The organism is Streptomyces chilikensis (assembly GCF_001642695.1).
GTDB classification, from domain to species: Bacteria; Actinomycetota; Actinomycetes; order Streptomycetales; family Streptomycetaceae; genus Streptomyces; species Streptomyces chilikensis.
In genome coordinates, this window is the sequence record NZ_LWCC02000185.1 from 1 (window position 1) to 11,878 (window position 11,878).

Below are 11,878 nucleotides of genomic sequence, written 5' to 3' on the forward strand. Positions count from 1 at the left end.
GGTCCGCCCGCGGCCGGGGTTCGGGGACGACGGGGCAGCCTCACGGGTCTGGCCTCCTCGGGTCGGCGGTCAGCGGTCAGCAGGCCGGCGGCCGGGGATCGGCCGGCCACCGGGCCGGCGGGTCAGGACGGACGCGTCCTCGGGCAGTACGCGGCGAGCATGGTCAGCAGGGTGAGCAGCAGCAGGACGCGCCGCCCGCTGAACGCGTGGGCGGCCAGCAGGGCGGTGGCGGTGACCGTCACGACGGCGACGCTGACCAGCGGCACCAGCATCAGCCGCTCCAGCAGGTCGGACCGGCGGCCGAACCGCGTGTCCCAGGTGTCCGTGGGCCCCTCGGCGGGGCCGGCGGCCGACGCGGGCCACCAGATCCGCACCAGCGCCGCACCGGGCCCGGCCGTCAGGAAGACCACCACGGCGGCGACGCGCGCCGGGGAGCCGTCGGGGAGGGTGAGCGCGCCGACGGCCAGCCAGCCGGCGAGGGGCGGCAGCATCCGCGTCACGAGTTCCGGGGCGGTCACCGGACGGCCTCCTCGACGGCCGCGACGTCGAGCTCGTACACCGAGCCGGCCGCGTTGCGGGCCACCAGGTCGAAGAACGGCGACGTGGCCACCGACCGCTCGACGCGGCGCCACTGCGCCCCGGTGAGGCGCCCGTTCATCTCCGCGTCGGCCCGCTGCCCCTGGGTGAACAGCAGGTAGGAGCGCCCGGGTTCGGGCCGGCCCCGCATGTCGAGGGCCAGCGTCCGGGCGGGCTGCCGCAGGATCCGGTCGACCACCGCGCGGTCCTCCTCGAGGAACCAGTGGTGGTCCAGTCGCCAGTAGTCCCCGTACGCCAGCGGGTGGTTGCGGTTGGGGGCGACGACCAGGGAGCCGTCGGGCGCGCTCCGCACGAGACCGGCGACCAGGGCGACCTCGGCGGGCGGGAAGTAACCGATCCGGTCCTTTCCCGCGTAGCTCGGCACGAAGGCGAACGTGGTGGCCAGCAGCACGGGCAGCGGCAGCCGGAGGAAACGCGCGGGCAGGGGGCGCGGCGGCGTCCCGCTCGGTGGCCCGGTGCGGGGCAGCAGCGCCGCGGCGGCGAAGAAGGCGGCGCCGGGGAGCATGAACATCAGCACCCGGAAGACCATTTCGCTGCCGTAGTCGCCGACGGCGATCAGCAGCGGCGGCACCGCGGTGAGCAGCAGCAGGGGCCGTGCCCGCCGGCGCAGCTCCCGCTGCCGGACGGCGCCGAGCAGGGCCAGCAGCAGCACCGCGCCGGACAGCCCGCGCGCCGCCCAGGAGGCGGCGACGGCTCCGGTGCCGGTGGGCGTGGTGCCGTAGCCTGTCTCGACGTTGGCGCCGATGTCGCCGACGGAGGCGATCATCCCGGGCAGTGCCGCGGAGAGGAAGGGCAGCGAGGCGGTGAGGTTCCAGGCGGCGAAGAGGGCGACGGCGGCCAGGAACGGCACCCGGTCGCGGTGGCGCCGGGTGAGCGCGAGCACGCCGAGGGAGGCGATCAGCACCACCGGGGTGAGCTGGTGGGAGAGGACGACCGGGACCATCACCATGATCAGCACCGTGGTCCACACGGCCTGCCGGGGGCCGTGGCGCCCGGCGCCCGGGAAGCGGCGCAGCACCAGGGCGATCACCGCCAGGTGCAGCACCAGGGCGAGCGACTGCGGCGAGAAGTAGTCCTGGCCGACCCAGTTGCCGGCGCAGAAGAGCCAGACACCGGTCCAGATCAGCCGCCGGTCCTGGGTGAAGGTGCGGTAGACCAGCACCAGCGGGGCGAGCACCAGCACGCTGGAGACCAGCGGCCACCAGCTCATCAGGGTGAGCGTGTTCTCCACGCCGGCCGACCGCACGGCGGCGGCCTGGAGGGCGAAGAAGCCGGGCCACTGGTCGTAGGCGGCCATGTCGCCGAGCTCGGCCCCGGACCGCAGCCCGCCGTCGGTCAGCAGGTGGTCGACGACGGCGTCGTGCTTCCACGCCCAGGCGTGGAGCGGGGTGGGGTAGACGAGGGCCTGGGTGGCGCGCTCCATGACCAAGAGGCCGAGGACGTGGGCCAGGGGCCAGGCGTCGGCGCGGCCGGAGCGGCGGACGGTGGACCAGAACCCCGCGGTGAGCACCGCGAGCCCCGCCCAGAAGGCCGGGTGCACGGCGGTGACCAGGCCGAAGTCGTCCAGCGTGGTCACGTCGGTGGAGCGGACGGCGTACGCCCAGAGGGCGATCGCGGCGAGCAGCGGCCCGGCGGGCCGGACGGCGCTCCACCGGCGCCCGTGCGCGGAGGGGCGCGGGCCGCCTCCGCCGGCGGGGCGCCGGACGCCGCCCTCGGGGGCGTGCGCGGGTGTCGCGTCGGGCACCGTGGTCCCCGCTTCGGTTCTCCGGTCCGGTGTCGCTGTCGGTCGCACGGTCCCCCCGTGGCTGTGGTCGGTGCGGGCGGTGGGCGCGCCCGCCGCCCGCACTCGGCTGCTCGTGTTCCGCTGCCCGTCGTTCGGGCGCCGGCCGTTCGGGCGACGGCCGTTCGGGCGCCGGCCGTTCGCGTGCCCGTCGGCCGTTCGCGTGCCCGTCGGCCGCGTACTCGCCGCTCTCGTGCCTCGTCGTCCGGTCCGCCTCACCCGGACCCGCTCGGCGCGTTCCCGGTGCGGCTCCCGTCGGTTCCGGTCGGCTCCCGTCGGTTCCGGTCGGCCTCGCCGCGCAGCGCGGACCGCAGTCCCGGCACGCACAGCAGCGCGACCACGGTCATGCTCAGCAGGACGCCCCACCCGGCGCCGTCGATGCCGGCGGGGGTGAGCAGCAGGGCGGCGGAGCCGAGCACCAGCACGCACATCACGCCCTGCAGCAGGGCGAGCGTCGCGGTGCGGCCCGCCACCCGGAGCACCCCGATGTACAGCTCGACCGCCACCCGGGGCAGTGCCGCGGCGGCCAGCAGCCGCAGCACCGTGGCGCCCCGGTCCGCGTAGTCCTCGCCGAACGGGGCGAGCACCAGCGGGGCGAAGAGCGTGAGGACGGCCACCACCGGCACCAGCAGCAGGGCCATCCGCCGCAGTGCGCCCCGCACGCCCTCGGCGAGGGCGCGGGGGTCGCGGGAGGCGTGCGCGGTGAGCGAGGAGGCCATGTTGATGGCGAGGAACTCCATGGTGCCGCCGACGGTGTAGGCGACGTAGAAGTAGCCGTTATCGGCGGCGCCCAGGCGCACGGCCACCATCACCGGCAGCAGGTTGATCATCAGCAGGCTGAACACGGCGCCGACCGAGTCCCCGGCGACGAACCGTCCGACGGCCCTCAGGGTGGGCGGCCGGCGGCGGTGGTCGGCGGCGGCCTGGCGGGGGATCAGCCGGCGGAACACCAGCCAGCCGAGCGGCACGGTGGAGAGGACGATCGCCGCGGCCCAGGAGACGAACACCCCGAGCACGGGCACGGCTCCGGCCAGGACGACCAGCAGGATCAGCTTGCCCAGCGAGAACACCGCGTTGCCGACGGGCACCCAGACCGCCTCGCGCAGCCCGGTGAGCACCCCGTCCTGGAGGGTGAGGATCGCCCAGGCCACGCAGGAGGCGACGAAGAGCGTCCCGGCCACCGGCGTGCCGAGCGGCGCGTACGACGGGCCCCACAGGTCGAGGGTGAGCAGGAAGACGATCCCGGCGGCCGTCACCACCAGCGAGCTGACGGCGTAGGCGCGCAGCACCAGTGGTCCGGTGGCGCGTCCGGCGCGCGGCACGAAGCGGACCACGGCGCCGATCATGGTGGTGGCGGTGATGCCGGCGAGCAGGCGCATGGCGGCGACGGCGGCCGATCCCTGGCCGACCGCCTCCTGGGAGTAGTGGCGGGCGGCGACCAGCCAGAAGGCCAGGCCGAGCACGGCGGAGACCCCGGTGCTGAGCATGAGGAAGTACGCGTTCCTGAACAGCGATCCACCGCCGTCCTCGCGCCCGGCGGACCGCCCGGTTCCGGCGGTCCGCGAGCCGGTGCCCCCGAGGTCCGCCACCTCCCGGACGCCTTCCCGGACGCCTTCCCGGGCGTCCCTCCGGATGTCCTCCCGGCCCCCTTCGCGGACGTCCTCGTGGATGTCCGCGTGGATGTCCGCGTGGACGCCGTCGTGGACGTCCTCGTGGATGTCAGCCACCGCCGCCTCCCGCGCCCGGGACCGCGCCCGGGTGCCCGGTGACCGGCGCCGCGGCCGGCCGTACCCCGGCCCGCCGCAGGACGGCGATCGCCTCGGGGGCGCGCAGCGGGTCCACCGGCAGCGCGTGCCGGGCGAAGTGGCGGGCGGGCCCGGGGCGGGTGGAGAGGTCGGTGAAGCCGGGGCCGGCGTAGTCGTCCAGCGGCGGGTCGTAGAGGTAGCCGGTGACGATGCCGTGCCGGGCCAGGGCGGTGACGGCGGCGTCCCGGTCGTCGACCAGCAGCGGCACCCGGAACAGCGGTCGCGCAGGCCCGGCGGACGCGCCGGGCGCGGCCCATTCGGTGTCCCGCAGGAGCGCGGTTCCCTCGCGGTGGGCGCGCAGCACCTCGTCGAGGCGGCCGAATCCCCGCGCGATCCGGCGGGCGCGGAGCGGGCCGGGCGCGAGGCGGTAGTCGTGCATGTCGACCCGCACCCAGGAGTGGTGGGTGGCGAGGTCGGGTGCCGGGACGGCGGCGGCCGCCAGTTCCGCCGCGCGCAGCGGCATGCGGATGCCGTCGCGCTCTCCCGGCCCGAGCAGCCGCGACGCCGCCCGCGCGGCCCGCCGCCGTACCGGTCCGCGCACCGCGGCCTCGGCGAACGGCCGTGCCGCGTGGGCGAGGTCGGCCGCCAGGCGGGCCGGTTCGAGCAACGCGTCGCGCGCCCGGGCCAGTTCCTCGCGCAGCGCGGGGTCGGCGTCGAAGGCCAGGATCCCGCCGGCCCCGGCGCCGACGTGCTTGGACATGCTGAACGAGGCCGCCGCCCCGACGGAGCCCACCGGCCGCCCGTCCACCTCGCCGCCGATGGCGTGCGCCGCGTCCTCGATCAGCGGTATGCCCAGTTCGTCGCACCGCGCGCGCAGCCGGGGCGCCGGGTCGGGATTGCCGTACAGGTTGGCGGTGAGCACGCCGGCCAGCCCGTGCCACACCTCCGGTTCCACGGAGTCGACGTCGATCGTCCCGTCGAACGGGCTCAACGGCGCCTGCACCGGGCGGAGTCCGGCCGCGAGCACGACGAAGAGGATGACGTCGTCGTTGACCGGCGACATCAGCACCCGGCCCCCCGGCCGGCACCAGTGCCGCAGCGCCAGGTACAGGCCCAGACGGCACGACGGCACGTAAAGACATTCGCGGCCCAGGCGTCCGCGCATCGCTTCTTCCAGCCGCTCCAGCCGGAACATCGACCGCGCACCCGCCCCGCCGGCCACCCCCATGGTCATGCGCCCCCCGGCGATGTGCCGCGCGAAGGGCCTCCCCTGGCCCTCCGGACACAACGCCCAGGCTCCTGCATTGCGGCCAACTGCGTCAAGGGCGCCCTATCGGGACATCTCCCCCCTTCCCGTGGGGCGTTGCGGACGGGGCCCGCCTCCACCGCACTCGCGGGACGGCCGTCCGGAGCCGGCGGCACCCTCCGCGCGGACGGGGCCGCGCGGAGGGCGCCGCCCGCGGTCCGCCCGTGAACCACCGGGAGTTAATGTCCGGGACATGGCCCGAACCCCTCGCCCTCTCCCGCCCACCACCCGGCTCGTCGACGGACGGATATGCGCCTACGACCTGGCCTCCGACGCGACGGGTGTGCTGTCGCCCGCCACGACGTTCCGGCCGGTTCCCGGGGACGACGTCGTCGCGCACACCGCCTCCGCCGACCTGCGGCGCGCCTGCTACACCACCCTCAACGCCGTCGTCTGCGTGACGGCGGAGGGGGACGAGGTCTGGCGGTGGGCGTTGGAGCCGTGGTCGGACGAGCGCTTCGGGCACCGTCCGGCCTGTGCGCTGTCGGCGGACGGGCGCGCGGTGTGGGTGTACCGGCCCGACGTCATGGCCGGACGCGGGCGGCCCGACCAGTGGGTCGCCCTGGACGCCGCCGCGGGAACGGTCCTCGCGCGGGCGGATCTGGAGACCGTCGGGCACGGCGGCGTGCAGCTGGTGCACCCGACGAGCGGTCACGTCCTCCTCGACGTGGGCGAGGGGCAGGACGGCTCGGTCGTCCACCGCGCGGCGCTGACCGATACCGGGATGGAACTCGTCCGCCATCCCGGGGACGACCGGTGCCTGATCGCCCTGTCCCCCGACGGCCGCCACTTCATGACCGTCGACCACGGGCAGGGTGACGTCGCCGTCCACACCTATCCCGACGGCGAGGTGACGTTCGCCCTCGCCGTCGACGCCTTCGGGCACGGCCCGGACGACGTGTGCGTCGAGTGGAGCGGCGGCTACCTGGACCCGGACACGATCGTCGTCGCCCTCGGCGGCGAGACCGAGGACGAGGAGGAGTGGTTCCGCCACCACCTCGTCGACGCGCGTTCGGGCCGCGTCCTGGGCGTGTTCGACGCCCACGCGAGGGACGCCTACGACATCCGCCCCCTGGGGGACGGATCCTGGCTGACCACGGATCCGTCCGGCCACCCGGTCCGCCGGACCGCGGCCTGACCGCGCGGCGGCACGACCGGGCGGCGGGCCGGGCGGGCGGGCGGGACGCGCCTGTCCGGGCGAGGCGGGCCGGGCTCCCGCTCAGGCGGTGAAGCCCCCGTCGACGTGGACCGAGGCTCCGGTGATGTACCCGCCGTCCGCGCCGGCCAGATGGGCGACGGTGGCCGCGATCTCCGCCGGGTCCGCGAAACGGCCGAGCGCGGTGAAGCCGGCGATCGTTTCGGCGTTCGGCCCGTCCGCGGGGTTGGTGTCCGTGTCCGTCGGACCGGGCACCACCAGGTTGGCGGTGATCCCCCGCGGGCCGAGTTCCCGCGCCAGCCCCCTGGTCATCCCGGCGAGGGCCGTCTTGCTCATCGAGTACAGCGCCAGCCCCGGGAAGACCGCCCGCTCGCCGACGTTGCTGCCGATGCTGATGATGCGGCCGCCCTCGCGCATGTGCCGCGCGGCCGCCCGCGCCGCCACGAACGGCGCCCGCACGTTCACCGCGAGGGTCCGGTCGATCTCCGCGGGCCCCATGCCCTCCAGCGGGCCGACGAGGAAGACGCCGGCGTTGTTCACCAGCACGTCGAGCCCGCCGAACGCCGCGGCCGCCTCGTCCACCGCGGCGGTGAGCGCGTCCGGGTCCCCGCTGTCGGCCCGCAGCACCAGGGCGCGACGGCCCTGCGCCTCGATCCGTCCCACCACCTCGGCGGCGCGCGCCTCGTCCTTCTCGTACGTCACGGCGACATCGGCACCCTCCTCGGCCAGACGCAGCGCCACGGCGGCGCCGATCCCCCGGCTGCCGCCCGTCACCAGGGCCACGTTTCCCTCGAGTCGCTTCATGACGACGAGCCTCGCGGATCCCGGCGCCGGAAGCCGGCAGGATCCCGACCTCGCGTTCGCTCCGCGCCGGAGGCCCGCCCGGCACTCCCGCGCGGCTCCGCCCACGCCGCGGGGACCCTCAGGAGCCGTGCAGCTCGTCGACGAGGGCGAACCCCTCGGCGATCCAGGCCAGTTCGGTGCGGGCGCGGGCGATGAGGCCGTCGTAGGCGTACACCTTGTAGCGCACCGCCAGCTCGGCCTCGCGGTCGTCCAGCTGGGAGAGGCGGGCCGCCAGGGTGGGGTGGGTGCGGTCGACGAGCGCGGCCCGGGTGCCCTCGAGCATGCTCAACTGCTCTTCCCAGTAGGCCTGTTGCTGGCGGAGCTGCTCCCGCACCGCCGCGGGGCCGGCGAAGTCGAAGTAGGCCGCCTTCAGGTACGCCGGGTCGCGCTGCCGCAGCGGCGTCAGCGGCGCCTGCATCCACGCCCGGAAGTCGGCGAGGCCGGCGTCGGTGACGTGGTACTCCTTCTTCGTCCCCTTCTTGCCCCACCGCACCTCGACCGAGGTGAGCAGGCCGTCGCGCTCCATCCGGTTGAGCTCGGGGTAGATCTGCGAGTCCGGGGCGTGCCAGACGTGGGCCACCGAGCGGCTGAAGCTCTTCGAGATGTCGTACCCGGTCATCGGACGACCGGTGAGCAGCGCGATCAGCGCGTAACGCAGCGACAAGGCACCGACCCCCTCCGAAAAGCCACGCTACACACCCTTGCCTTCTCACTATATCGATAGTTAGTTTGTGGCCCGCACCACACATACCTCTCTTCATAGGGAGTTCCATGTCCCGCACCGCCTCCCCCTCGACGGCCGCCGCTCCGCGGGCCACCGCGGCGGCGAAGATCTTCAACTACCCCCGCAACGCCTGGTACGCCGCCGCCTGGGACCACGAGGTCACCGGCAGGCAGCCGCTGGCCCGCACGGTCGCCGGCGTGCCGCTGGCGCTGTGGCGCACCACCGAGGGCCGCGCGGTCGCCCTCGCGGACGCCTGCTGGCACCGGCTCGCGCCGCTGTCGATGGGCAGGATCCTCGGCGACGAGCTGCAGTGCCCGTACCACGGCCTGCGCTACAACGCGTCCGGCCGCTGCACCGGGATGCCCGCGCAGGAGACGGTCAACCCCAGCGCCGTGGTCCCCTCCCACCCCGTCGTCGAGCGGTACCGGTACGTCTGGGTCTGGGTCGGCGATCCGGACCTGGCCGACCCGGCCACTGTGCCCGACATGCACCGGATGGACGACCCGGCCTGGGCCGGCGACGGCGAGACCATCCACGCCGACTGCAACTACCAGCTCATCCTCGACAACCTCATGGACCTCACCCACGAGGAGTTCGTGCACTCCTCGAGCATCGGCCAGGAGGAGCTGTCCGAGGCCGAGTTCGACGTGACGCACGAGGGCGACACGGTGACCGTCACCCGGTGGATGCGCGACATCGACGCCCCTCCGTTCTGGCTGAAGAACATGCGCGACAAGTTCCCGGGCTTCTCCGGCAAGGTCGACCGCTGGCAGATCATCACCTTCCAGGCGCCGGGCACGATCTGCATCGACGTCGGTGTGGCGAAGGCGGGCACGGGGGCGCCGGAGGGCGACCGCAGCCAGGGCGTCAACGGGTACGTGATGAACACGATCACCCCCGAGACCGACCGCACCTCCCACTACTTCTGGGCGTTCATGCGTGACTACCGCCTGGAGAGCCAGACCATCACCACCCAGCTGCGCCAGGCGGTGCACGGCGTCTTCGGCGAGGACGAGGAGATGCTGCGCGCCCAGCAGCGCGCCATCGACGCCAACCCCGGCCACGAGTTCTACAGCCTCAACATCGACGCCGGCGGCATGTGGGTGCGCCGGATCCTCGAGCGCATGCTCGAGGCCGAGGGCCGCCCCTCCTCCGCGCCGAGCGCCGGTCAGGGGGCCTGAGATGGCGGTGCAGACGCAGACCCGCTGGCAGCGGGCCCAGGTGATCGAGGTCTCCGACGCCGCCGAGGGCGTCCGCCGCATCGTCCTGGCCCCCGAACGGCCCGAGCACGCCGCGCCCGGCACGCACGTCGACGTGGAGCTCGACGTCGGCAACGGCGTCCGCCGGGTGCGTTCCTACTCGGTGGTGCGCTCGGCGGACGGCGGCCGGCGGCTGACGCTGAGCGTGCGGCTCTCCCCCACCTCGTCCGGAGGTTCGGCGGCGATGCACCGGCTGCGGGCCGGGGACGAACTGACCGTCACCGCACCGCTGCAGAACTTCCCGCTCGCGGTCGGCGCCACCCGGTACGTGCTGGTCGCCGGCGGCATCGGCGTCACCGCCCTGGTGGCGATGGCCTCCGCGCTGCGCCGGCGCGGCGCCGACTACGAGCTGGTGCTCGTGGGCCGCAGCCGTGCCGTGATGGCGTACGTCGACGAGCTGGCGGCCGAGCACGGTGACCGCGTCCGGATCCACGTCGACGACGAGGGCACCCCCCTGGTGGTCGACGACCTCGTCGCCCGGATCGCCCGGACGCCCGCCGCCGCGGGCACCGAGCTCTACATGTGCGGCCCGATCGGGCTGATGAACGCCGTCTCGCGGAGCTGGACCGAGCACGACCTGCCGGCGACCAACCTGCGCTTCGAGACCTTCGGCTCCGGCGGCCGTCACCCGGCCGAGGAGTTCCTGGTCCGCCTCCCTGACCTCGGCCGGGAGATCACCGTCGCCCCCGACACCTCGATCCTCGACGCCCTCGAGGCGGCCGGTGTCGAGACGCTCTCGGACTGCCGCAAGGGCGAGTGCGGGCTGTGCCTGGCGAAGGTGGTCGGCTCCACCGGCGTCGTCGACCACCGCGACGTCTTCCTGAGCGACTCCCAGAAGGAACGCTCGGACCGGCTGTGCCTCTGCGTCTCCCGGGCGGTGGCGGCCCCCGCCGAGGCCGGTGGCGGCCCCGGCGTCCCCGCCGTCCTCTCCCTCCGCCTCACCTGACCCGGCGCACCACCGCGTGCGCCCGGCCCCCTCACCCCCTGGACACCCATGAACATCACCGCACGCATGGCGCAGGCGCCGATGAGCGGCTACCAATGGCTGATCGTCGCGCTCTGCACCTTCATGAACTGCCTGGACGGCTTCGACGTCATGGCGGTCGCCTTCACCGGGCCGTCGGTCACCGAGGAGTTCGCGCTCAGCGGCTCGGAGTTCGGCCTGCTGGTCTCGGTCGGCCTGATCGGGATGGCGGTCGGCTCGATGCTGCTCGCCCCCTTCGCCGACCTCATCGGCCGGCGCCCGCTGATCCTGATCAGCCTCGCCCTCGGCACCATCGGCATGTTCGGCGCGGCGATGGCGCCGTCGGTCACCGTGATGGGCCTCTTCCGCCTCGTCACCGGCATCGGGGTCGGCGGCATCCTCGCCAGCACCAACGTGATCGCGAGCGAGTTCTCCAACGCCCGCAACCGCGGTCTGGCCATCGGCATCTACACCGCCGGGTACGGCATCGGCGCCACCGCGGCGAGCCTGGTCGCGAAGACCGTGGTGGGCGGCGACTGGCGGATCGTCTTCTACGCCGGCGGCGCCGGAACCCTGCTCGCCCTGATCGTGATCGCCCTCGTCCTGCCCGAGTCGGTCGCCTTCCTCGAGCAGCGCCGCCCGGGCGACGCGCTGGAGCGGATCAACCGGACGCTGGCCCGGATGCGGATGGAGTCCGTCACCGAGGCCGACCTCGACCGGGCGGCCGCCGCGCGGAGCGGGACCGGGCGGGCCGGCCCGGGATGGCTCAAGGAGCTGCTGACCCCGACGGTCCTGCTCTGGCTCACCTTCATCACGATCATGTTCGGCTTCTACTTCGTCAACAGCTGGACGCCCACGCTCCTGGTCGAGGAGGGCCTCTCCGAGAGCGCGGCGGTGACCGCCGGAATGGCGATCTCGATCGGCGGCACGGTCGGCTCGGTCCTCTACGGCGTCGCCGCCCGGGTGCGCACGCCGCGCGTGGTGCTGATCGGGTTCTCCCTGCTCTCGGCCGCGATGATGGTCGTCTTCATCGTGAGCACCTCCACCCTGTGGCTCGGGTTCGCCGTCGGCGTCGTCGTCGGCGCCCTGATCAACGGCTGCATCGCCGGCGCCTACACCGTCGGCCCGCCGCTCTACCCGGCCAACGTCCGCAGCGTCGGCATGGGCTGGGCGCTCGGCATGGGCCGCATCGGCGCCATCCTGTCCCCCACCGTCGCCGGTCTGCTCAAGGACGCGGGCGCCTCCGCGACGCAGCTGTACATCGGCGCCGCCGTGGTGGTCGCCCTGTGCGCGGCCGTCCTGGCCGGCCTGCGCCGCTACGACCCCGAGTCCCGTCCCGCGGCGCCGGCGGCGAAGGAGGCGCTCGCCACCGCCTGATCCCCGCCGGCGTGTTCCTCACGACCGCGGGCCGGCCGGTTCTCCGGCCGGCCCGCGGTCGTCCCCGCTCCGCGCCGCGGTCACGCGCGGCTGCCGGGCCGTGGACGGGCCGCGGACGGGCCGCGGA

The 11,878-nt window shown here is 74.6% G+C and carries 10 protein-coding genes; 4 read left to right on the forward strand and 6 right to left on the reverse strand.

Annotation, left to right across the window (positions count from 1 at the left end):
* Positions 1-122 precede the first annotated feature (122 nt).
* The 4 genes from A2U95_RS31120 to A2U95_RS31135 form a co-directional block, all read right to left on the reverse strand.
* Positions 123-518: a hypothetical protein gene (locus A2U95_RS31120; RefSeq protein ID WP_166029252.1), complete on the reverse strand. Its 396-nt coding sequence runs from the start codon at positions 516-518 to the stop codon at positions 123-125.
* On the reverse strand, positions 515-2,341 hold the full coding sequence (locus A2U95_RS33635) for a glycosyltransferase (protein WP_206283131.1): 1,827 nt from the start codon (positions 2,339-2,341) through the stop codon (positions 515-517). The genes A2U95_RS31120 and A2U95_RS33635 overlap by 4 nt, the downstream gene beginning before the upstream one ends.
* A 251-nt stretch (positions 2,342-2,592) precedes the next feature.
* Positions 2,593-4,104, reverse strand: a complete 1,512-nt coding sequence (locus A2U95_RS33640; protein WP_338104504.1) for a lipopolysaccharide biosynthesis protein — start codon at positions 4,102-4,104, stop codon at positions 2,593-2,595.
* Positions 4,097-5,356, reverse strand: a complete 1,260-nt coding sequence (locus tag A2U95_RS31135) for a DegT/DnrJ/EryC1/StrS family aminotransferase (RefSeq protein ID WP_420857081.1) — start codon at positions 5,354-5,356, stop codon at positions 4,097-4,099. Before A2U95_RS31135 ends, A2U95_RS33640 begins: the two co-directional genes overlap by 8 nt.
* A 265-nt stretch (positions 5,357-5,621) precedes the next feature.
* On the opposite strand from A2U95_RS31135, the gene A2U95_RS31140 reads away from it, so the two are divergent.
* Positions 5,622-6,566 (forward strand): lactonase family protein, encoded by a 945-nt coding sequence (locus A2U95_RS31140; RefSeq protein WP_166029254.1) that lies wholly within the window; start codon positions 5,622-5,624, stop codon positions 6,564-6,566.
* 81 nt (positions 6,567-6,647) lie between these two features.
* Here A2U95_RS31140 and A2U95_RS31145 read toward each other — a convergent pair whose 3' ends face one another.
* Both A2U95_RS31145 and A2U95_RS31150 read right to left on the reverse strand, forming a co-directional pair.
* On the reverse strand, positions 6,648-7,388 hold the full coding sequence (locus A2U95_RS31145; protein WP_166029256.1) for an SDR family NAD(P)-dependent oxidoreductase: 741 nt from the start codon (positions 7,386-7,388) through the stop codon (positions 6,648-6,650).
* A gap of 118 nt (positions 7,389-7,506) precedes the next feature.
* Positions 7,507-8,091 carry a PadR family transcriptional regulator gene (locus A2U95_RS31150; RefSeq protein ID WP_166029258.1) on the reverse strand — a complete coding sequence of 195 codons (585 nt, stop codon included), beginning with the start codon at positions 8,089-8,091 and terminating at the stop codon, positions 7,507-7,509.
* A 107-nt stretch (positions 8,092-8,198) separates the two neighbouring features.
* Between A2U95_RS31150 and A2U95_RS31155 the strand changes: the two genes are divergently transcribed.
* From A2U95_RS31155 to A2U95_RS31165, 3 genes are read left to right on the forward strand one after another with little or no spacing between them, the layout of a single operon-like run.
* On the forward strand, positions 8,199-9,332 hold the full coding sequence (locus tag A2U95_RS31155; RefSeq protein WP_166029260.1) for an aromatic ring-hydroxylating dioxygenase subunit alpha: 1,134 nt from the start codon (positions 8,199-8,201) through the stop codon (positions 9,330-9,332).
* A 1-nt stretch (position 9,333) separates the two neighbouring features.
* On the forward strand, positions 9,334-10,356 hold the full coding sequence (locus A2U95_RS31160; protein WP_166029262.1) for a PDR/VanB family oxidoreductase: 1,023 nt from the start codon (positions 9,334-9,336) through the stop codon (positions 10,354-10,356).
* A gap of 48 nt (positions 10,357-10,404) precedes the next feature.
* Positions 10,405-11,751: an MFS transporter gene (locus tag A2U95_RS31165; RefSeq protein WP_166029264.1), complete on the forward strand. Its 1,347-nt coding sequence runs from the start codon at positions 10,405-10,407 to the stop codon at positions 11,749-11,751.
* Positions 11,752-11,878: the final 127 nt, after the last annotated feature.

Coding starts and splice junctions, on each gene's coding strand:
- A2U95_RS31135 (WP_420857081.1), bottom strand. CDS start 5,356: ATGACCATGGGGGTGGCCGGCGGGGCGGGTGCGCGGTCGATGTTCCGG.
- A2U95_RS31140 (WP_166029254.1), top strand. CDS start 5,622: ATGGCCCGAACCCCTCGCCCTCTCCCGCCCACCACCCGGCTCGTCGAC.
- A2U95_RS31145 (WP_166029256.1), bottom strand. CDS start 7,388: ATGAAGCGACTCGAGGGAAACGTGGCCCTGGTGACGGGCGGCAGCCGG.
- A2U95_RS31155 (WP_166029260.1), top strand. CDS start 8,199: ATGTCCCGCACCGCCTCCCCCTCGACGGCCGCCGCTCCGCGGGCCACC.
- A2U95_RS31160 (WP_166029262.1), top strand. CDS start 9,334: ATGGCGGTGCAGACGCAGACCCGCTGGCAGCGGGCCCAGGTGATCGAG.
- A2U95_RS31165 (WP_166029264.1), top strand. CDS start 10,405: ATGAACATCACCGCACGCATGGCGCAGGCGCCGATGAGCGGCTACCAA.